Annotated in this window: 12 protein-coding genes; 7 read left to right on the plus strand and 5 right to left on the minus strand. The window is 65.5% G+C overall.

Annotation, left to right across the window (positions count from 1 at the left end):
- Positions 1 to 291: 291 nt before the first annotated feature.
- Positions 292 to 1,275, plus strand: a complete 984-nt coding sequence (gene hemB, locus ABEG21_RS03210) for a porphobilinogen synthase (RefSeq protein WP_347555839.1) — start codon at positions 292 to 294, stop codon at positions 1,273 to 1,275.
- Here the strand turns inward: hemB and ABEG21_RS03215 are convergent.
- The 3 genes from ABEG21_RS03215 to ABEG21_RS03225 form a co-directional block, all read right to left on the minus strand.
- Positions 1,208 to 1,777 carry a hypothetical protein gene (locus tag ABEG21_RS03215; RefSeq protein WP_347555840.1) on the minus strand — a complete coding sequence of 190 codons (570 nt, stop codon included), beginning with the start codon at positions 1,775 to 1,777 and terminating at the stop codon, positions 1,208 to 1,210. The genes hemB and ABEG21_RS03215 overlap by 68 nt on opposite strands.
- A gap of 210 nt (positions 1,778 to 1,987) precedes the next feature.
- A complete protein-coding gene (locus ABEG21_RS03220) occupies positions 1,988 to 3,172 on the minus strand; it encodes a YeeE/YedE family protein (RefSeq protein WP_347556600.1) in 1,185 nt (394 codons plus the stop codon).
- A gap of 134 nt (positions 3,173 to 3,306) precedes the next feature.
- Positions 3,307 to 5,799, minus strand: a complete 2,493-nt coding sequence (locus tag ABEG21_RS03225; protein WP_347556601.1) for a molybdopterin cofactor-binding domain-containing protein — start codon at positions 5,797 to 5,799, stop codon at positions 3,307 to 3,309.
- 121 nt (positions 5,800 to 5,920) lie between these two features.
- Here ABEG21_RS03225 and nadC point away from each other — a divergent pair, with 121 nt between their 5' ends.
- Together nadC and ABEG21_RS03235 are read left to right on the plus strand one after the other, a co-directional pair.
- Positions 5,921 to 6,754 carry a carboxylating nicotinate-nucleotide diphosphorylase gene (nadC, locus tag ABEG21_RS03230; RefSeq protein WP_347555841.1) on the plus strand — a complete coding sequence of 278 codons (834 nt, stop codon included), beginning with the start codon at positions 5,921 to 5,923 and terminating at the stop codon, positions 6,752 to 6,754.
- Between the two features lie 15 nt (positions 6,755 to 6,769).
- Positions 6,770 to 7,492 (plus strand): Sua5/YciO/YrdC/YwlC family protein, encoded by a 723-nt coding sequence (locus ABEG21_RS03235; protein ID WP_347555842.1) that lies wholly within the window; start codon positions 6,770 to 6,772, stop codon positions 7,490 to 7,492.
- Positions 7,493 to 7,502: 10 nt separating this feature from the next.
- Here the strand turns inward: ABEG21_RS03235 and ABEG21_RS03240 are convergent, their stop codons facing one another.
- Positions 7,503 to 8,288 (minus strand): TetR/AcrR family transcriptional regulator, encoded by a 786-nt coding sequence (locus ABEG21_RS03240; protein WP_347555843.1) that lies wholly within the window; start codon positions 8,286 to 8,288, stop codon positions 7,503 to 7,505.
- Positions 8,289 to 8,578: 290 nt separating this feature from the next.
- Between ABEG21_RS03240 and ABEG21_RS03245 the strand changes: the two genes are divergently transcribed.
- The gene (locus ABEG21_RS03245) at positions 8,579 to 9,517 is read left to right on the plus strand and encodes a DMT family transporter (RefSeq protein ID WP_347555844.1); all 939 of its coding nucleotides are present in this window, start codon (positions 8,579 to 8,581) and stop codon (positions 9,515 to 9,517) included.
- A 36-nt stretch (positions 9,518 to 9,553) separates the two neighbouring features.
- Here the strand turns inward: ABEG21_RS03245 and ABEG21_RS03250 are convergent, their stop codons facing one another.
- A complete protein-coding gene (locus ABEG21_RS03250) occupies positions 9,554 to 10,309 on the minus strand; it encodes a histidine phosphatase family protein (RefSeq protein ID WP_347555845.1) in 756 nt (251 codons plus the stop codon).
- Between the two features lie 97 nt (positions 10,310 to 10,406).
- Here ABEG21_RS03250 and recC point away from each other — a divergent pair, with 97 nt between their 5' ends.
- Genes recC through ABEG21_RS03265 form a run of 3 tightly spaced genes read left to right on the plus strand, consistent with a single transcriptional unit; the run spans position 10,407 to position 21,393 of the window.
- The gene (recC, locus tag ABEG21_RS03255; RefSeq protein ID WP_347555846.1) at positions 10,407 to 14,492 is read left to right on the plus strand and encodes an exodeoxyribonuclease V subunit gamma; all 4,086 of its coding nucleotides are present in this window, start codon (positions 10,407 to 10,409) and stop codon (positions 14,490 to 14,492) included.
- A complete protein-coding gene (recB, locus tag ABEG21_RS03260) occupies positions 14,489 to 18,637 on the plus strand; it encodes an exodeoxyribonuclease V subunit beta (protein ID WP_347555847.1) in 4,149 nt (1,382 codons plus the stop codon). The genes recC and recB overlap by 4 nt, the downstream gene beginning before the upstream one ends.
- Entirely contained in the window at positions 18,634 to 21,393 is a 2,760-nt protein-coding gene (locus ABEG21_RS03265; protein ID WP_347555848.1) for an AAA family ATPase, read from the plus strand. The genes recB and ABEG21_RS03265 overlap by 4 nt, the downstream gene beginning before the upstream one ends.
- The last annotated feature ends 14 nt before the right edge of the window (positions 21,394 to 21,407 follow it).

A 21,407-nucleotide genomic window follows, 5' to 3' on the forward strand; every position in this document is an offset into this window, starting at 1 on the left:
GAGGTGAGCGTCGTACGGGACGCGAAAACGGTCTCCAAATGCATACTCCTTGCAGCGGCCGTTGGAGGCGCCTCGATGCCTGACTGTACGGCATGGCAAGCGCTCCGTACCGGCGCGAATCGTTATGGGAAAGGTTGCTTGCGGCGCAAAAGCCCCAAACAAAGTAAGTGGCAGCAAAAATCGTGTCAAGCGAGGGGACTCCCTGTCTTCGGCGCTCGATTCGGCGAAGAGGCGTATCATTGCCGCTCTGCCAGTACCGATATTCGCGCCCGCTCGCCGGCGCCGCACGCCATGACTACACACGCTGCCTACCCGATTTCACGTCCTCGCCGCTTGCGGCGCACGGCCGCCCTGCGCCAGATGTTCCAGGAAACCGAATGGACCCTGGACGATCTCATTCTGCCGATCTTCGTCGAAGAGGGCGCCACCGACTACGCACCGATCGAAGCCATGCCTGGCGTGATGCGGATTCCGGAATCGCGCTTGGCGTACGAAATCGAACGTTATGCTAAGGCCGGCATTCGTGGGGTCATGACGTTCGGCATCTCGCACCACAAGGACGAAGTGGGCAGCGACAGCTGGAAGGAAGATGGCCTGGTCGCCCGGATGGCACGGATCTCGAAGCAGACGGCGCCCGAGCTGATCGTGATGTCGGACACGTGTTTCTGCGAGTACACGACGCATGGCCATTGCGGCGTCCTGCATGCGCACGGCGGTGTGGACAACGATTCGACGATTGCCAATATCGGACTGCAGGCGGTCAACGCCGCCCGCGCGGGCGCAGACATGATCGCGCCGTCGGCGGCCATGGATGGCCAGGTTCAGGCGATCCGGTCCGCACTCGACGGCGCGGGATTCCACGACATCGGCATCATGGCGTATTCGACGAAATTCGCCTCCGGGCTGTACGGACCGTTCCGCGAAGCGGCGGGAACCGAGCTGAAGGGGGATCGAAAAGCCTATCAGATGAACCCGATGAATCGCCGCGAAGCGGTCCGGGAGTCTTTGCTGGATGCCGCGGAAGGGGCGGATTCGCTGATGGTCAAGCCGGCAGGCGCCTATCTCGACATCATTCGCGACATCCGCGAAGCCTCGGATTTGCCGCTGGCGGCCTATCAGGTCAGCGGCGAGTACGCGATGATCAAGTTTGCCGCCGCGGCCGGGGCGATCGACGAGGCGCGGGTCGTGCGCGAAACGCTGGGCGCGATCAAACGCGCGGGCGCTGACCTGATCCTGACGTACTTCGCGATGGATATTGCGCGCGACGGTGTCTGAAGACACGCTGCACCCACTGTAGCGCCACACGGCATCGCCCGGGTTCTTGGGCGATCAACACATGCGCGACGTGCTGACCGGTGCCATACACCACCACGCAGCCCGGCTCCGCACATTCATAGTGTTCGCCGTCGCTGAGCGCGACGGGTCCCGGATCTTGCGGCCGCTCCGGGATCCAGTTCAGCGCCGCCGGTCGATACTCGACATCGACGCTTCCATCACAGACCAGAAGATGCGCGCGCGCCGGCAAGGGCAGTACGATGCGCTGGTGCACACCGACGGTGATGATCGTGCTGCCGTCCGCCGTTTCGGCGTCGTCGTGCGTCCGATGACCGGGCTCGGCGGTGGACGCCGATACCGGCGCCGCGTGCAATGCGACGGGCCTATCTGCCGCATGCTCATTTGCCTTAAGACCCCAGGGATCCTGGAAGACGGGTGGTTGACCAAGGCGTTCGCGCAGGCGCGCGAACGACGTCGCGGCATACGCTGTGAATGCGTTCATTCGAGCCGCCGACGACACGCGCGGCGTATGCTGATGAAGAGGTGAGCGGGGAAACCAAGGCAAGCCGAACATGATGTCGCACCGGTATAAGCGGGGAGCTGGGTTAGACAGCGTATCCGCAACTCAGACGGGTCCGTGCGAACCGGTGCGCTTCGTCGGCTGGAAGTTCGCGTACCGCGCTTATTCGGGCGCGTTATGCCTGTTTCCGAATCAGCAGCCTGTCTGGCGGACCCGCTCGACGGCGAGCCCGAAGGCCGGGCGCAGGCGGGTTCCCAGCACATTGCCGGCAAAAGCCGCGATCATCCAGAGCCAGCCATGCAGGCTGCCCGAGACGATGCCGCTGAAATACGCGCCGATATTGCAGCCGTAGGCGAGTCGGGCGCCATAGCCCAGCAGCAGGCCGCCGATCACGGCCGCCAGCAGCGAGCGCAGGGGAATGCGCCAGACCGGCGCATAGCGTCCCGCCAGTGCCGACGCGGCGAGCGCGCCGATTATGATGCCGATGTCCATGACCGTGGTTACGTCCTCCCGCAGCGGCGCCTGCAGCGCAACGGCATTGGCCTTCACCTGCCAGAACGGCCAACTGGCGATATCCACGCCCATCGCCTGCACCGCTTTCGCGCCCCAGAGCGCGAACGCCGAGGTCACGCCCCATGGGCGACCGGCCAATGCCATCGTCGCGAAATTCAACAACACCAACAGGATCGCGCCTGTCCACAGGGGCCAGGGGCCGCGTAGCCAGCGCAAGCCGGGCTGCTCGGCGATACCGTCGTTGCCCGGCAGCAGCCGGCCGTGCCGGCGTTTCTCGATGGCGATCGTGATTGCTGCGATAAGCGCGAAGAGGACCCAATTCAATGCCAAGGCGGGCACGACGCCGAAGGCGTGGACCAACGATATCTTGGGCAGGGCCGGCAGCGCCGACCAGAACGGCAGGTGCGCGGTCCCCACGACCGAGCCGACAACGAAGGCCGCCAGCGTCACGATCATGCGCGTACTGCCGCCGCCCACCGTGTAGAGCGTGCCGGATGCGCATCCGCCGCCCAGTTGCATGCCGATACCGAAAAGGAAGGCGCCGACCAGGACGGACGTGCCTGCGGGGGCGACCAGGCCGGTGACCGGCGTGCCGAACAAGCTGCCGGCGGACAGCGCCGGGAAGAAGAGCAGCGTGCCGAAGGCCAGCATGACCATCTGCGCGCGCAATCCGGCACCGCGACCATCGGCGATGAAGACGCGCCAGGCCGAGGTGAAGCCGAACGAGGCGTGATACAGCGTGGCCCCCAGCAGGATGCCGACGGCATAAAGGGCGGCCTGACGTGCGCTGACCATCGCGCCGAGCCATGCGAGGCCAACAAGGCACAGCAGGACGGCGAGGACGAAGGGCGGTCGATTCCACATCGGCGCCGGTTGGAGCGGGCGCGGTGTGGCGGGAAGGGATGAAGCGGGATGAGCCATGATTCGGAGGACGACGCAGAAAAACGTCGATTGTCGCCTGTTTAGGGCACGACCGTCGACCGCGTCGCCCGAAGGGACTAGGCGCCTGTGGTCGAATCCGCGACACGGACGGCGCCGACCGCCGCGCCGCGGGATAGCCGGGCGGCATCGACGGCCGCTGCATCGCGCGCCGCCGCCAGCCGCGCCAGCACGCGTTCCGGCGTGAACGGCGGGGCGTAAAAGCGCACGCCCGTGGCGTCGAACAGCGCATTGGCGATGGCCGCGGGGCCTGGCACGGAGGCCGATTCCCCCGCCCCGAGCGGGGGGTCTTCCAGCCGTTCCATCAGAACGACATCGATTTCCGGCACTTGCTCGAAGGTCAGCAAGGGATAGCCGCCCCATTCGCGTGCCGCCGCGCGACCGTCGGCAAAGCGGACCTGTTCCAGTAGCGTACGGCTCAGTGTCTGGATGACATTGCCCTCCACCTGGTGTCGTACGCCGTCCGGATTGATCATCATCCCGGCATCGTGGCCAACCGTTACGCGGGAGATCTCGATCTCGCCCGTTTCGGGCGATACCAGCAGATCAATGTGCCACGCGGCCCAGGCGGCGCCAAAGCCGGGGAAGCGGCTATGCACGTAGCGTGCGTAGGAGAGCCCCTGTCCCCGCAGGCGACGCGGCGGTGCGTCGCGGCGCCGGTCATCGTTTCCGCGCCGCTGTCCGACCTGCCATCCTGCTCGCGCCGCGACCGCACTCAACAGATCCCGGGCGCGCCCATCCTGTTGCAAATGTTGCAGTCGGAAGGTCAGCGGATCGGCGCCTGCATGCCAGGCCAGTTCGTCCAGCATCGCATCGTGTGCGAAGGCGTTCGGCAGCGCCGATACGCCGCGGAACCAGGAGGCGCGGACCAGCGGCGCCAGATCCTCGCAGATAAAACGCCGATGTGGACTCAGATAAGGCGAGACCGCTGTCCGGTCGCCCATTTCGAAGACGCGTGGCGTTGCCGGCACGGCGCCGATCAGAAGGGCTGGCAGCAAGGGTGCGTCGTTGGACGGGTAGCGCGTCGTGAGTCCGTAGGCCAGCATCGATCCGTCCGGCGTCACGCTGCCGCGCGCCTGCATCGTCTGCGCCGTGCCTTTCGGCTCCCACAGGTGTTCGTCGGCGCGGGACCATTGCACGCGCACCGGTGCCCCCACCGCGCGCGACAGCAGCAGCGCGTCGCCGGTGACATCGTCGGCGCCATTGCGGCCGTAGCATCCGGATGCTTCCATCCGGATGACCTCGATATCGGCTTCGGTGACACCGATCAGATGCGCGAGATCATGCCGCAGCGTTTGCGGATTCTGCGTGCCGGACCAGACGCGGGAACGCGCACCGGGGCGGTATTCGGCCAAGGCGCAGGACGGACCGATCGACGCGTGCAACTGGAAGGGCCAGCTGTAGAGACGGTGCAGGGTGGTGCCACCTGCCGCGCGGTTGTCGCTTTCCGCCTGATCGATATCGCCTTCGTCGAGCAACAGCCGATGCTTTGCCGGCGCGGCCAGGATGGCGCGCGCGGCGGCCTCGGTGTCGCGCAGTGCGTCGCCGGCGGCCGGGCCGTGCTCCAAGGCCGGCACCGGACGCCATTCGACGCGCAGATGCCGGGCCGCCAGAATGGCCTGCTCCTCCCGCTCGGCGACCACCCCGACGAAGTCGCCCTCGACGACCACAGCACGCAGGCCCGGCAAGCCGGCCAGCGATGCCTCATCCACGCGCAACAGCGTATGACCGACAAATGCGCCGCAATCATGGCCTGCGTACGGCGGTCGCACCACGCGACCATGCAACATGCCGGGCACTCGCATATCGTGCACGAAGGTCAGTGCGCCGCGGGCCTTGGCGGGCAGGTCCACGCGCGGCTGCGTGGTGCCGACGACGCGATAGTCGCGGCTGGGTTTCACCGTCACCCCGTCATCCAGACGAAGCGTGAGATGCAGACGTTGGCCTGCCAAGAGGGCGCCGTACGAAATCGATCGACCGTCCGGCGCGATGACCTGTCCAGCATGCGTCTGCCACCCTTCGGGCCGCGTGACGGACGGTTGCGTCGACGCAGGGGAATCGACGGGAAGCGCTTGCAGCAGCGGCATCGCTTCATAGCCGAAGTGGGCCTGCGCGAGCGATATCAAGGTGGCGCGCGCCTGTGCCGCGGCCTTGCGCAGGGGCACCGCGCTGATCTGGATCGAGGCGCTGGCGATCGTCGGCCCTTGATTCGGCGTTTGATCCGCGTGGCCGAGCACCATCGTCACGGCCTGTGCCGCGACATCGAGTTCTTCGGCGACGATTTGCGCCAACGCCGTTCGAATGCCGGTGCCCAGATCGACATGGCCGTTGAACGCGTAGATCCTGGCCTGCGCGCGCGGACGCCGTTCGTCGGGTGCGTCGCGGTTGTCGCGTTCGTCGCTTTCATCCGTCAGGGCGATGAAAATTTCCGGCTCGTCGGGCAGGAATTGCGAGCCGCTGCCGGGTTGACCGGGCGCCGGTTTCGGCGGCACCGACGGGTGCCGGATGATGCACAGGGCGCCACTGCGCGCGAGCAGGGCGGTGCGGGACAAGCGGGTGGGCGATCGGTGCATCGAGGCAATCCTCGGTTCGTATGCGCGAGAACGGCTATCATGGCAAAAAATTATTCCGGCCGCCCGGGCCGGTTTTCTGGCTTTGCAACGGACGATCCGCATGTACGACGTTTTCCAGACCGAACGCTTGATTGATCTTTGGCTGACCGAGGATATCGGTCACGGCGATCTGACCGCCCAATTGATGATCGAAGCCGATGAGACCGGCCATTTCGTGATGAATGCACGAGAGCCGTTGATCGTTGCCGGCATCGACATCGCCGCGCGCGTTTTTCGTCGCTACGATCCCACGCTCACGCTCGATGTGCGCGTCCGCGACGGCCAGCGTGTCGAGGCGGGCACGGTCCTGATGGCGGTATCGGGGATCGCGCGCAGCGTGCTGACCGTGGAGCGCACGGCGTTGAACCTGATCCAGCATCTGTCGGGGATCGCCAATACCACGGCGCGCTACGTGGAAGCGGTTGCCGGAACGCAGGCGCGACTGATCGATACCCGCAAGACGACGCCCGGTTTGCGGATGCTCGAAAAGCACGCGGTGGTGTGCGGCGGCGGATTGAACCATCGACTCGGGCTCGACAACGGCGTGATGATCAAGGACAACCACATCGTCGTCTGCGGCAGCATTGCCGAAGCGGTGCGGCGTGCGCGCCGTCAATTGCCGGTGCTGACCAAGCTCGAAGTCGAATGCGATCGGCTCGATCAGGTGCGCGAGGCGTTGAGCGCCGGCGTGGACTTGATCATGTTGGACAATATGTCGATCGAGGATATGCGTGCGGCGGTTGCGCTGGTCGACGGTCGCACGAAGCTGGAAGCGTCGGGCGGTATTACGCTGTCGAGCATCGGAGACGTCGCGCGGACCGGTGTCGACTATATCTCCACCAGCAAACTGACGCAGGCGGCGTCCAGTGTCGATATCGGCCTGGACGAGGCGTGAGAACGAGGCGAGTGCATGATGACCGAACGTGAAACCGGAGCGGCGCCGGATACCGCCAGCCAGTTGGGCGCGGGTGCCGAGGTGCGCCCGCTGCGGTATGGATGGGGCGGCGCGGGCCGACGCAAGAGCGATCGCGGCATGGACAGCGTGCCATCGCCTGCGTCGCCCGGACCGCGATCGATGCGCGAAGCGGGACAGGCGCTGCGAGATGGCCAGGTGCTGGCCTATCCGACGGAAGGGGTCTTTGGCCTGGGTGCGGATCCGTTCAATGCCGATGCCGTCGCGCAGATTTTTACGTTGAAGCAACGGCCGGCCGCCGTCGGTGTGCTGTTGATCGCCTCGCGTATCGAACAGGTCTTGCCCTTGATCGATTTGTCCGGATTGGACGATGCGGCGCGCGCGCGACTGTGGGCTGAGGTGAATCCGACGTGGCCAGGGCCGATGACGTGGGTCTTCCCGCGTGCGGCCGTCGTGCCGGATTGGGTGACGGGCGGCCATGACGGCATCGCGCTGCGGGTCACGGCGCATGCGCCTGCCGCGGCATTGTGCGATGCCTTTGGTGGCGCCCTCGTTTCCACGAGCGCGAACATCCATGGCGCACCTCCGGCACGCGACAATGCCACGCTGCTGCGTTATTTCGGGACGGCCCTGGATGGCATCGTCGACGCGCCGCTGGGCGCGCAGCAAGGCGCGACGCCGATTCGTGACGCAGTCACCGGCGCCTGGCTTCGCCGCTAAGCAAGTCGCTTCAGGTGCCCCATGTAGGGAACGGCGAGACGAGCACCGGCGCTGGCATCCCGGGCAGCAGGGCGATGCGCTCGCTGAGCGTTACCAGCGCGGGTGCGCGCGCCAGAATCGTCAGCGTCTCGCGCGCCAAATCGGCAACCGTATCGTCGCGCGCATCGTGATGCATCACGCATTCGAGCACGGTGCCGAACTGCAGCAAGGTATCGAAGGCGGTGACATTCGGCGTCTTCAGCATATCGATCAGCATCGTCACGAGGTTCTGATTTGCGACGGTGCCAGGAAAGGCGTTGAAGAAAACGCGCGAACGCCAGACTGCATCATCGCGCTGCATATGAAAGGCGCTTCGGGCAAACGCCGCGTCGACCCGGTCGCTGACATGTTGAAACGTGGACTCCATCGCGTGACGGACGATCGCGGCGGGATCGGACGATGACCGCAGCAAGAACGACAGCAGGTGAAGCGGCGCATTCGGCGTCGTCAACACGTTCAGCAAAGGGATGATGGTGGCGCCCAGCACATGGGTGGGGCGAATCTGCGTGCCGAAGTGCGCTTCCACGCTATCCAGCAGCGCCTGCCGTTCCTGATGAATCGGCATCACACGGCGTTTCAGCATCTCCGCGGTCAGCACCTCCTTCGTGCCGAAGTGGTAATTGACCGATGCGAGATTGACTGCCGCCCGTTCGGTGATCGTCCGCAGTGTCAGGCCTTCGACGCCCTCGGTTGCGTAGACCTGCTCACACGCGTCTAGAATCCGGTTTCTCGTTGCCGCTGCGTCCCGACCTTGCATGGTGCGGTCTCCGTCATCTGTATCGGCTGAGGGGCCCGTCGCAATGTGTGAGCCGATCTCACATCACCGTGGACAACATCTCGTTTTACGCGCGGACCTGATTCTCTTAGAGTAGCGCGCAATTGAGATAAAGACACGCGCGTCGCGAAAGCTTTTTGATAGGTACAAACGATCGATTGAATCCGGTCGACTCGACTATGCATTAAGGCTCTTGCGCTGGTCCGCTCGCATCTGTCTTGGCGCGACACCGCGCTTTGCTTTCTAGTGCATTACATTTTGGAGCAGTCGGAATGACACCGCGCATGTTCGGTATGTTGATTTCATTGGCGGCGGTGTGGGGCGCCTCGTTTCTTTTTATTCGCATCGGCGCGGCGCCTTTCGGGCCGGTACCGTTGATGGCGATGCGCGTGTCCATTGCGGCCGTCTGCCTCCTTGTATTCATGCTGGCCAAGCAAGGCAGGCGGCGGGTGGCGAGTGCGCCAGTCGGGGGATTTGCCGCCATGCGAGGGCACTGGCCGGCCTTGATCGTCGTCGGCATCCTGAATCAGGCCTTGCCGTTTTGTCTATTTGCCTATGCCGAATTGACCCTGTCTGCAGGCGTGACGTCGGTGATAAATGCAACAACGCCGTTGTGGGCCGCCTTGGTCGCTTTTGTCTGGCTCGGCGATCGTTTGGGTCGCCTGCGCGCGGTGGGAATGCTGTTGGGCCTGGTCGGCGTCGTCGTGCTGGTGTGGCCGGATTTGACGCGCGGCACGGGTCCGCAATCGAATCCGCTGGCGCCGCTGGCCGTATTGGGGGCCACGCTGTGCTATGGCATCGCCGCGAATTTCACGAAGCGCCATCTGACCGGCGTCGACTCTCTCGCCGTCGCGACGGCGAGCATGATGGTGGCCGCGGCCGCCTTATTGCCGCTGGCCTGGCTCTGGTGGCCCGCCAATGCGATATCGGCACAGGCGTGGATCGCTGTCGCGCTGCTGGGCGTGCTCTGCACCGCTTTCGCATATGGCCTGTATTACGCCTTGATCGCGAGTGCCGGCCCGGCGCGCGCGGTCTCGGTGACCTTCCTGATTCCCGTCTTCGGCCTGCTGTGGGGCGCGCTTTTCTTGAAGGAGGCATTGACGCCACTGACACTGGTGGGTTCCTGCATCGTGCTGGCGGGCACCTTGTTGGCCAGTGGTTTGATCGGTAAGCGGATGCCCCCGATCCGGGGTGCCGCGGCGCGCCCTTGATGCCGCCACGCGCCGACGCCCCAATGCCTTATCGCCTTACCGCTGACGCGACGGGGGCAGCCAATTCCAACGCCGGATCGCCGGCGTTTCGCGGTCGAAGCCCAAGACGCTGATCGTCGCCGTGTCGAGCGTCAGATGCCGTCCCAGGCGGGCATCGCCGATCCATGTGCCGGCGAGTACGCGCAGAAAGTGGCCGTGCGAGAACACGGCGATACGCGAGATAGCTGGCGGCGATCCGTCCGCGCCGTCCGTCGCCTGGCTTTTCTCGCTCGCCGCGACCAATAGCGCCTTGCGGAGTCCATCGGTGACCCGGTGCGCGCGTACCGCGATGTCATGCAGGCTTTCACCATCGGGCATCGGCGACTCCCACACGGCCCAGTCCGGCTCGCTGCGGCGAATATCCGCTGTTTTGCGGCCCTCGTAGATGCCGTAATCCCACTCCTGCACATCGGCCTGCGCAATATATTCCCGTGTCTCCGCGCCGGCGGGGCCGAGGATGCCGGACAGCGCGCACGTCTCGCGGGCGCGCACCAGGGGACTGCACCAGACGGCGTCGAACGCGATGCCGGCCAAAGACGCTTGCAGCGCCTTCGCCTGTTCGCGGCCGGTGTCGGTCAGCGGCACGTCGGTGCGGCCCGTATGTTGTCCGGTCTTGCTCCACGCGGTTTCGCCATGACGGATCAGCCAGACTTCGGCGTGGGGCGGTGGCGTAGTGTCCGTGCCGACGGGATCGGTGTGCGCAACGTCCAGTTCGGTCTCGGCAGGAAAGCGGGTAACGGAGGGAATCGACATGGGAGCGGCGTCGTCCTGATGGTATGAGGGGCATGGCGTCAGGCACCATTGGCTTTAGAATAGCGTTTTCGCACGCAGCTGTCCGGCTGGCCCCTCAATGCGTCCTCCCTTCCTGCGTCCCGGTTTCATGGTCGTCCATGGCAATCAGCCCAATGCGCTGCGCGCATTGCTGGTGCAATGGATGACGCGCCATCCGTTGGCGCCGCTCGAAAACGAGATCGTGCTGGTGCAGAGCAACGGCATCGCGCAATGGTTGAAGCTGGCGCTGGCGCGCGACCCGGATGCAGCCGATGGCGATGCCGGCTGCGGCATCGCGGCGGCATTGGATGCGCAGTTGCCATCGCGCTTTCTTTGGCAGGTCTATCGCGCCGTGTTGGGCGATACGGCGGTTCCGCGCACTTCGCCGTTCGACAAGGGATTGATGATCTGGCGGCTGATGCGCTTATTGCCGACCTTACTCGACGATCCGACCTTTGTGCCGCTGAGCCGCTTTCTGGCGCACGACGCCGATCTGCGAAAACGATACCAATTGGCCGAGCGTCTGGCCGATCTGTTCGACCAATACCAGGTGTACCGTGCGGACTGGCTCGATGGCTGGGCCGGCGGCGGTGACGACATTCTCACCAGCCGGCAGGGGCGGCAAGCCATTGCGCCGTCACTGGCGTGGCAGCCCCGCCTGTGGCGCGCCTTGCTGCGCGACGTGGCCGCCGATCCAGACAGCGACGGCGATAGCGACCGCGCGCGCACGAGCCGGGCCGATATCCACCGCCGTTTTCTCGACCGCATCGCGCAGATGCGCATGGCCCTCGCGCGGCGCATGGTGGCTGCCGGCGCGCTGGATCTCGATATCGATGCATTCTCCGCGGGCGATGCCGCCCTGGCGATCGACTGGGACGCGATTGCCGATGACCAGTTGGCGCCCGCGGTGGACGCGACGCGGCCGCGCATGTTGCCGCGCCGGTTGATCGTCTTCGGTATTTCGTCGTTACCGCAACAGGCACTCGAAGTGTTGTCGGCGATCGCGCCGTGGACGCAGGTATTGCTCTGTGTTCACAATCCTTGCCAGCATTACTGGGCGGACATCATCGCCGACAAGGATTTGCTGCGCGCGACGCGGGCGCGGCAACTGCGTAAATCCGGCATTCCCGACGGACTCGACGATGCGCAGTTGCATCAGCATGCGCATCCCTTGCTGGCGGCATGGGGCAAGCAGGGGCGTGATTTCATCGGATTGCTGGACCAGCATGACGACGCGCAGCGCTATGCGGCGCGTTTCGCCGATATCGGCCGGCGTATCGATTTGTTCGAATCGTACGGCGACGCCACGTTGCTGCAACAGCTGCAAGACGACATTCTCGCGCTGCGACCGCTCGCCGAAACGCGCGCCATATGGCCTGCCGTGGATCCGCAAGAGGATCTGTCCATTCGTTTCCATCGCACGCATAGTGCCCAGCGCGAAGTGGAAGTGCTGCACGATCAACTGCTGGCCGCCTTCGCCGACGATCCGACGCTGCAGCCGCGCGACGTGATCGTGATGGTGCCCGATATCGATCACTATGCCCCGCATGTGCAAGCGGTCTTCGGCCTCACGGGCACGCGCGATCCGCGGCATGTGCCTTATCAACTCGCCGACCAGGGCGCGTTGCGGCACGATCCTTTGCTCGGCGCGATCGAGTTGCTGCTGGGTTTGCCGCAGTCGCGTCTGGCCTTGAGCGATGTGCTCGACCTGCTCGACGTCCCGGCATTGCGCGCGCGTTTCGGCATTGCCGAGTCGGACCTGCCTTTGCTGCGGCGCTGGATGGTCGCGGCGAATATCCGATGGGGCCTGGATGCGGCGCAACGCCAGGACGTCGCCTGGACGCTCGGTGATGGTGACGGTAAGGCGGGCGGCGAGCATCACGGGGACGGCGGCGGCGTCCCGGAACAGAACAGCTGGCTGTTCGGTTTGCGACGCATGCTCCTCGGCTATGCCGTCGGCGGCGATGCGGCGTGGCGGGGCATCGAGCCGCTCGACGAGATCGGCGGCCTCGATGCCGCTTTGCTCGGACCCCTTACGCATCTGCTCGATACCGTGCATCGCTACTGGCGCGTGTTGCGTGGCACGGCGTCGCCGGAGGCGTGGGGGCAGCATCTACGCGGCCTCTTGGCCGATTGTTTCGACGCAGACGGCGTCAATGGTAGCGGCGCGGCCGGCGCTACCGCGTCGCGACGCGACAACGCACGTGCCGGTACCGACAGCGAGAGCCGCGACGGCTTGACGTTGCTGCGGCTCGACGCGGCGTTGCAAGACTGGCTTGACGCCTGCGCCGAGTCGCGCATGCACGATGCGATACCGCTATCCGTCGTGCGGGAACATTGGCTCGCGCAGATGGAGCAGCGCGGTTTGTCGCAACCGTTCTTCGCCGGCACCGTCACGTTTGCAACGCTGATGCCGATGCGTGCGATTCCTTTCCGCATGGTTTGCCTACTCGGCATGAACGATGGCGACTATCCGCGCACCCGCGTGCCGATGGACTTCGATCTGATGGCGACCGATTACCGGCCCGGCGACCGCTCGCGTCGCGAGGACGACCGCTATCTGTTTCTGGAGGCAGTGCTGTCCGCGCGCGACCGCTTGCATATCAGTTGGGTGGGTCGCAGCATTCACGACAACACGGAACGGCCGGCATCGGTGCTGGTGGCGCAATTGCGCGATCATCTGGCGGCGGGATGGCGTCTGGCCGGCGGGCACGATGTCGATGTCGATGTCGATACGGGTATCGATGACGACAGCGAGGGTGAGGCGTCCTATCCCGATGCGGCGCGCTCGGGATCGGCGCTCGCGGCCTTGCTTGCGACGGGGCGCGATACGGATCTGCTCGATGCCTTGACGATCGACCATCGGATGCAACCGTTCAATCGGGACTACTTCGCGAATACCGGCGATGCGCGCTTGTTCAGTTTTGCACGCGAATGGCGCGATGGTCTGGTGGCGCAGGCGGCGTCTCGACAGCAGCATGTCGATGCGCGGGAAAGGATGCAGGCGGCCAGCATGGAATCATCGGTCGCCGTGCCGTCGGACGCGGCGCCGCGCTTATCGCCGATCGTCTGGGATGGCGAGCTGACCGTGCGGCATCTGGTGGATTTTCTGCGCGATCCGGTACGGGCTTTTTTCCGGACGCGCCTGAAGGTCGCATTCGAGACGGACGATCCGATCGGCGAGGATCAGGAGCCCTTCGTCGTCGATGGGCTGCAGACCTGGTCCCTGCAGGATGAGTTGATTCGTCGGCGCGGTGCGGTGCAACGGGCCTTGTCGAGCGCTGACGCGCAAGCGGCGGATGCCTCGCAGCATGGCGCCGCTGCCGATGCGGTGGACGCAGATGCGATGACGGCCGCCCTCGACGGCGCGGTCGATGCGCAATTGGCGCGTTTCGCACGGCGCGGCGCATTGCCGATCGGCGCGTTCGGCCTGGCCGCGGCGCAGGCCTTGCGTGCGCCGCTGACGCCGTTGTTCGAGCAATACGACGGCTTGCTGGCCAGCTGGCCGCGTGTGTTGGCCGACGAGGCCTTGGACTATCGCTACGAAGCGGCATTCGACGATGCCGAGCCGATCCCGCGGCAGGTACTCGATTGGATCGGCGGCGTGCGCGGCGCCGACACGGGTGCGCGAGCGCGTATCGTCATCAGCAGCAGTGCCTTGGTTTCGACGACACAGAGCTATCGGCGCGATCGCGCGATCCCGCATTGGGTCGGCCATCTCGCGGCGCATATGAGCGGCGGCCCATTGACGACCTGGGTGCTGAGCAAGAAAGGCGAGATGCAGTTCGCACCGATCGCGGACGCCGAATTGGCCACGTTGTGGCCGGCCTTGCTGCGGGCCTGGGATGTGGGCATGCGCGCGCCGCTGCCGCTGGCGATTCGCACCGGCTTTGCGTGGCTGGAGCGGGGAGGCGCTTCTGGCGACGACCCCGATAACGCCGGCGGCGGTCCCGGCACCGAGGCATGGGAATCCGCTCGGGCAAGTTATGAAGACGGCTCGCTGACGACGCCTGCCGAACGGGACGACAACCCTTACCTCGGACGCGCATTTCCCACCTTCGCCGCGCTATGGGGCAATGGCGAGGCGGCTTACTGGACGCGCACCTTGCTCGAACCGATCTATCGCGCCTTGCCGCGCCGCAACCGGTCGAAGGGGGACGCGTGAATCACGACCAAGCCCCATTCGATCCGTTTTCATCCGACGCCACGGACGCGGGCCTGGACCCACGCACGTCGCGGCCGTCGCCCGATGCGCCCTTGGCCGTGGACCCCCTGACCTTTCCGCTGACGGGCAGCCGACTGATCGAGGCGAGCGCGGGAACCGGCAAGACGTTTACGATCGCCGCCTTGTATCTGCGCCTGGTGCTGGGGCATGGCATCGGTCGCGCCTTGTCGCCGCCGGAGATCCTGGTGGTGACCTTCACCGACGCGGCGACAAAGGAGCTGCGCGACCGCATACGTCATCGCTTGAGTGAAGCGGCGGCCTTGTTCCAGACAGCGGCCCTGCAGTGGGATGGCGCATTCGGCAGTGAACGCGACATGGTTCAGGATGCGGTCGAGGCGGCAGCAGAGGGCGGTGATCTGCTATATCGCTTGCTAGCCGAATTGCCTGGCGCGCAATGGGCGGCGGCAGCGCACAAGTTGCGCGTGGCCGCCGAGTGGATGGACGAGGCGGCGGTATCGACGATTCACGGTTGGTGCTATCGCATGCTCCGTGAACACGCTTTCGACAGCGACAGTCTGTTCGCGCAACGCCTGGAGACCGACCAGAGCGACTTGCTGGCCGAGGTGATTCGCGACTACTGGCGCACCTTTCTTTATCCGCTGGACGAGGCGGGCGCTTCGGCCATTCTCGGATGGTGGTCCGGTCCCGACGATCCGGCGCAGGGCGTTTCGTTCGGCAAGCCGTCGCTGTACGCGCAGGTCACGCGCCTGCTGACGCATGTCGGCACCTTGCCCGCTGGCGACATACCGGCCGAGGCGATCGCGACCGCGCGCGAAGAAGCGCGGGTCGCATTCGATGCGTTGCGCGCGCCATGGACAGCGTGGGTCGATGAAATAGAAGCCTTGCTGGACGAGGCGTGTGCGGCAAAGCGCGTGGACGGCCGCAAGCTTCAGGCACGTTATTTCAAACCGTGGATTGCGATCATCCGGCAGTGGGCGATGCAGGAAGCACCGGCACCGTTGGCGTTGCCGGATGCCGCCTGGAAGCGGCTGTCGGAAGCGGGGCTGGCGGAGGCGTGGAAGCTGGGCGCGCCGCCGGAGCATGCGGCGTGGTCCGCATTGCAGGCACTCCCGGATGCGCTGGCGGCGTTGCCGGATGCGCGCGATACCGTCCTGCGACATGCCGTGCATTGGGTGGCGGATCGCTTTGCCTTGGAACAGGCGCGCCGCGCGCAAATGGGTTTCGACGATCTGTTGCGGCGACTGGATGCAGCGCTTCACGGCGAGAACGGCAAGCGCCTCGCCGATTTGATCCGGAAACAGTTCCCGGTCGCGATGATCGATGAATTTCAGGATACCGATCCCTTGCAATATCGGATATTCGATGCCGTCTATCACGTGGCGGGCGTGCCCGTCGAAGCGACTGCGGACAAGACATCGGAAGCGCCTGCCGAAGCGCTTTCGGAAGCGGCCGTGCACGCCTTGATCCTGATCGGCGATCCGAAGCAGGCGATCTATGCGTTCCGCGGCGCGGACATCCATACCTATCTCCTCGCGCGCGAGGCGACCGGGGGCCGCCATTACACGCTGGGCACCAATTACCGCTCGACGCGATCGATGGTCGCGGCGGTGAACCATTGCTTCGCGCAGGCGGAGCGGCGTGCGACGGGACGCGGCGCCTTTTTGTTTCGCGAGGCGACGACATCGTCGGCGGAGGCAGGGGACGCCGCCGCGCGAAATCCCTTGCCGTTTCTGCCCGTGGCGGCACGGGGACGCGACCGGCAATGGTGGATCGATGGCGCGGCACAGGCCGGCCTGACCGCGTGGTGGGTCGACACCGAGAACGGCGCCGCCTTGCCACGCAACGTTTATCAATACCGCTTCGCGCAGGCGTGCGCGTTGCATATCGTGCGCCTGCTTGCCCTGGGGCGGGAGCATCGCGCGGGCTTTCGCGATGCGTCGGGCGTCTTGACGCCGGTGCAGCCGGCCGACTTTGCCGTGCTCGTCAACACCGGCGCCGAAGCCCGTGCCATTCGGCAAGCGCTGCAACAACAAGCGGTGCGCTCCGTCTATTTGTCGGATCGCGAGTCCGTTTTTGCCAGCACGGCGGCCGACGATTTGCAGCGCTGGCTTGTCGCCTGCGCCGCGCCCGACGACGATCGGCTGCTGCGTACCGCCTTGGCGAGCCCTTTGCTGGGGATGGATTGGGCCGCGCTCGATCTATTGAATACCGACGAAGCGGTATGGGAAGGGTATGTCACGCAGTTCCGGGAATACCGGCGGATATGGCAGCGGCAGGGCGTGCTGCCGATGCTGCATCGTCTGCTGCACGATTTCGCCGTACCGGGCCGTCTGCTGGCGGCGAACCTCGAGCGGATCTTGACCGATGTCCTGCATCTCGCCGAATTGCTGCAACAGGCCAGCGCCGTGCTGGATGGCGAGCATGCGCTGATTCGGCATCTGGCGGAGCAGCGCCGCGATGCCGGCGGTCAGGACGATGCGCGCAAATTGCGTTTGGAGAGCGACGCGGACCTGGTCAAGGTCGTGACGGTGCACAAGTCCAAGGGGCTCGAATATCCGCTGGTGTTTTTGCCGTTCGCCAGTGCCTACCGCGCGGTGAAGGACAGCGACGTGCCCTTGATCTGGCACGATGCAGCGCATCAACCACACGTCTCCTTGCGTGGCGACGCCGATGCCGTGCGACAGGCCGACGACGAACGTCTGGGCGAGGACTTGCGCAAGCTGTACGTGGCGCTGACGCGCGCGCAATTCGCGACTTGGATCGGTGTGGCGCCGCTGGCCGATCTGCATCGCGGCGCCGTGGGCTATCTCTTGCATGGCGGCCAGCCGATCGCACCTGGTGAGCTGGCCAATGCCTTGACCGGATTCCGTGGCGAGTGCGTCGATATCGCGCTGACCTCATTGGACGCGTTGGATGCTTCTGCCGCATTCGATGAAACGGATACGGCGCTGGCATCGGACACGCCGAACGCATGGATCGACGCGCGGGGCCCGGCCGCGTCGGCATCGGCGAGCGAGATCGCCGCGCTGGCGCCGGAGCGGGCACCCCCGGCCGTCCCGCGTGAGACATGGTGGATCGCGAGTTATACGGTTTTGGCCGCGATGGCGCAGGGCACGCGCGTACAGATGGCGCCGCCGCTGGAAAGTGCACGCGAAGCGTTGTTCGCCGAGGAAGTCGCAGACGGCGCGCTGGCGCGACGCGATGGGATAAACGCTGACGCGGATGGGTATGCCGATACCGTCGAGGGTGGTGCGGCGCCCGTATCGGAGGCACCGTCGTCGCTCGATGCGATGCATGGTTTCCCGCGCGGTCCGGGGCCGGGGAGTTTCCTGCACGGACTATTGGAGTGGGCAGGGCGGGAGGGATTCGATCGCGTACGTGACCGCGAGGTGCTGCGCGACGAAATCGCGCGTCGTTGTCAGGTACGTGGCTGGGAAGCGTGGATCGCGCCGCTAACGCGCTGGATGCATGATTGGCTCGCTACGCCGTTGCCGATTGCTCCGGGATTGTCGGCCAGCGCCGACAGTCGCACCAAAGCGAGGGGCCCCGCCTTGACCGAGCTTGCCGGTTACCAGGTGGAAATGGAGTTCTGGTTCAGCCTGAACGACGTTTCGGCGGCGTCGCTCGATCGGATCATCCGGCGTTATACGCCGGAAGACGCGCCGCGCGCGCGTCTGACGCCCCATCATATGAACGGCATGCTGAAGGGGTTTATCGATCTGGTCTTCGAGCATGACGGCCGCTATTACGTCGTCGATTACAAGTCGAATTGGCTGGGTGACGATGCGCAAGCCTATACGACGCAGGCGATGGCCGAAGCGGTGGCGGAGAAGCGCTATGACTTGCAGTATGCGTTATATGTGTTCGCACTCCATCGACTGTTGCGCGCCAGATTGCCCGGTTACGATTACGACACGCATATCGGGGGCGCCCTGTACCTCTTTTTACGCGGCGCGCAAGCGCCCAGTCACGGCGTGTATCACGCCTGCCCGCCCGGCGAGATGATCGACGAGATGGAGGCGTTGTTCACCGGCGCGAAATCGTCGTCGGGCGATCGCGTCGAACCAGACTTCGCAGCCGACGCCGACGCGCCGGACGATGCGCCGCAGGAGGCAAAGCGATGAGCAACGATCGCACATCGGCGAAGCGCACCGGCAAGCAAGGGCGCGCGGATACCGGTTCCACGCACGACGATGCCCAGGAGCAAATGGCCTTCACCTTCGAGCCGGAGGTTGCGCCGGACGTTACGCCAAGTGTCGCGCCAGGTGTCGCGTCAAGTAGTGCGCCAAGTAGTCCGCCGATCGTCGCGCAAAATGACGTCGCACCTGCCCCGCGGGTCGATGCATCGGTCTATTCGTCGCATCCCAATGCCGCGGCGATGTCGGCCGCGGAGATGTTGGTCGTCCTGCGTGACTGGGCGGATCGGGGCTGGCTGCGCGAATTGGACCGCGCCTTCGCGGCCTTTCTTGTCGAACAGGTGCCCGGCGCATCGGCCTTGCTGTTGTTGGGCGCTGCCCTGGCGAGCCATCAATTGGGACGAGGGCATGTCTGCGTGACATTGGCCGATACCCTGGCCGATCCGCGCTTTGCCTTATCGCTGCCGCCCGATGAAAGGTCGTCATGGCCGGTGCAGGATGCTGCAACGGCCATCGAGCGGATCGTCACGCCCGACGTTCTGCTCGACGGCGTCGACGTCGCGCAGTGGCGTGCCGCCTTATCGCTGACGGGTTTGGTCCGATGCGTCGACCTCGGCGCCACGGCTGATGGTGCGGGCGATGCGCCCGACGCGGCCTCGCCCCTGGTCATGGTCATCACCGAAGACGGTGACGCGCGGTTGTATCTGCGACGTTACTGGCAGTACGAGCAACAGGTGCGCGCGGCTATTTTCCGGCGGGTCGGTACGCCGACCTCCGGAACGGGCACGACGAACGACGTGCTGCTACGCGCTTTGTTGGACTGTTTGTTCCCGCCGTCGAATCGCTTGCCGGACGGCGCGGCCGACTGGCAAAAACTGGCGTGTGCATTGATGACGCGTCGGCGCTTCGGCGTCGTGACCGGCGGTCCGGGCACGGGGAAGACCACGACCGTCGTGCGCTTGCTCGCCTTGTTGCAATGTCTTGCGATTGCCGGCGGCGCCGGCGCCGCGACGGCGGCCATGACGTCGCCGATCGAAGGGCATGCACGACAGGCACCAACGTCGCGGAATCCCGTCTTGCGTATCCGTCTCGCCGCACCGACGGGGAAGGCGGCCGCACGCCTTAACGATGCGATCGCGCGCGCGGTGCGATCGTTGCCACTGGCGGCGCTCGCGGACTTGCTGCCGACGGACATCGCCATGCCCGATGCATCGGCGCCTGGCGACGGCGCGCCGCAAGCGCGCATCGACCGATTGCGCGCGGCCATCCCGACCGAGGTCACCACCTTGCATCGCTTGTTGGGAAGCCGGCCCGACAGTCGGCGCTTTCGTCATGATGCGGATAGCCCGCTGGCCTTAGACGTCCTGGTTATCGACGAAGCGTCGATGGTCGATCTTGAAATGATGGCGGCGGTGCTGGCCGCGTTGCCGTCGTCGGCCCGCTTGATCCTGCTCGGCGATAAGGATCAGTTGGCGTCGGTCGAAGCGGGCGCGGTCCTCGGCGAGTTATGCGCGCGCGCGCAGCGTGGACATTACACGCCGGAAACCTGTGCATGGATCGAGGCAACCACCGGCACGTCGATCGATGCGCCGCTGCGGGACGCGGCCGGCACGGCGTTGGACCAATCGATCGCGATGCTGCGGCACAGTCATCGTTTCACGGCCGACAGTGGTATCGGACGCTTGGCGCAGGCCGTCAATGACGGCGATGCGCAGGCGTTGCGCCGCATTCGCGCGACCCCTTTTCCGGATCTGGCGTACGTCGCACTGACGTCGCCATCGTCGTCACCGTCCGACAAGCCGGACGAGCGTGTGTTCCGATCCCTTGCGATCGACGGCGCGGTGGAACCGATCGTCTCGACGGCGGCTCCCGCCGGGAGCCCGACGACGCACGCGGCCGTATCTGCCGGCTTTTATGGCTATGCGCATTATCTGCGCGTAATGCGAGAGCAAGCGCCCGCGGGCGTGCTGAACGCGGCGGGAACCGCACCTGTCTCGGGCCAGACAACGATCTCCGACGACAGCATGCGGGATGCCGCTTTCGTCGACGACGGCGGTTTGCTGCGCGATCGACCCATCGCGCAGGCGCGTTATGCGGCGCTGCGCATGGCCTACGACGAATGGGCGCGTGCGGTACTCGATGCCTATGGCAGTTTTCAGTTGCTGTGCGCGCTACGACGCGGTGAATGGGGAGTAGACGGGCTGAACGAGCGGATCGCGAAGACCTTGCACGAGGCGGGTCTGATCGCTTTGCCATCGATGCGCCAGGTGCGGGCGCCGACCCCCTGGTATCTGGGGCGGCCAGTACTGGTGACGCGGAACGATTACGGCCTTGGCTTGATGAATGGGGACGTCGGCATCACGTTGATCGGTCCGCCGCCGGAACCGACCCGGGCGGGGCGCCCTTCGGCGTCGAGCGCGCATGCCGACACCCTGACGCAATTACGTGTCGCGTTTCTGGCGAGCGATGGCAGTCGCACGGTCAAGTGGGTGCTTCCCAGCCGATTGCAGGCCGTCGAGACGGTCTTTGCCATGACGGTGCACAAATCGCAGGGCTCCGAGTTCGCGCATCCGGTCTTGGTGCTGCCGCCCCGCTTGAATCCAATCCTCACGCGGGAATTGGTCTACACCGGCATCACGCGGGCGCGCGACCGACTGACGCTGGCCAGTACCGCGCGTGACGATAAGGTGCTGATCCAGGCGATCGAGCGCCGCGTATTTCGGGCGAGTGGCTTGATGCGATAACGCCGGAGGCAACG

Origin of the sequence: Robbsia sp. KACC 23696 (assembly GCF_039852015.1) — a bacterium.
Classification (GTDB): Bacteria; Pseudomonadota; Gammaproteobacteria; order Burkholderiales; family Burkholderiaceae; genus Robbsia.

Excerpts from the sequence above, each read along its gene's own strand:
- hemB (WP_347555839.1), top strand. The coding sequence starts at position 292 with ATGACTACACACGCTGCCTACCCGATTTCACGTCCTCGCCGCTTGCGG.
- ABEG21_RS03215 (WP_347555840.1), bottom strand. The coding sequence starts at position 1,777 with ATGAACGCATTCACAGCGTATGCCGCGACGTCGTTCGCGCGCCTGCGC.
- ABEG21_RS03220 (WP_347556600.1), bottom strand. The coding sequence starts at position 3,172 with ATGTGGAATCGACCGCCCTTCGTCCTCGCCGTCCTGCTGTGCCTTGTT.
- nadC (WP_347555841.1), top strand. The coding sequence starts at position 5,921 with ATGTACGACGTTTTCCAGACCGAACGCTTGATTGATCTTTGGCTGACC.
- ABEG21_RS03235 (WP_347555842.1), top strand. The coding sequence starts at position 6,770 with ATGATGACCGAACGTGAAACCGGAGCGGCGCCGGATACCGCCAGCCAG.
- ABEG21_RS03240 (WP_347555843.1), bottom strand. The coding sequence starts at position 8,288 with ATGCAAGGTCGGGACGCAGCGGCAACGAGAAACCGGATTCTAGACGCG.
- ABEG21_RS03245 (WP_347555844.1), top strand. The coding sequence starts at position 8,579 with ATGACACCGCGCATGTTCGGTATGTTGATTTCATTGGCGGCGGTGTGG.
- ABEG21_RS03250 (WP_347555845.1), bottom strand. The coding sequence starts at position 10,309 with ATGTCGATTCCCTCCGTTACCCGCTTTCCTGCCGAGACCGAACTGGAC.
- recC (WP_347555846.1), top strand. The coding sequence starts at position 10,407 with ATGCGTCCTCCCTTCCTGCGTCCCGGTTTCATGGTCGTCCATGGCAAT.
- ABEG21_RS03265 (WP_347555848.1), top strand. The coding sequence starts at position 18,634 with ATGAGCAACGATCGCACATCGGCGAAGCGCACCGGCAAGCAAGGGCGC.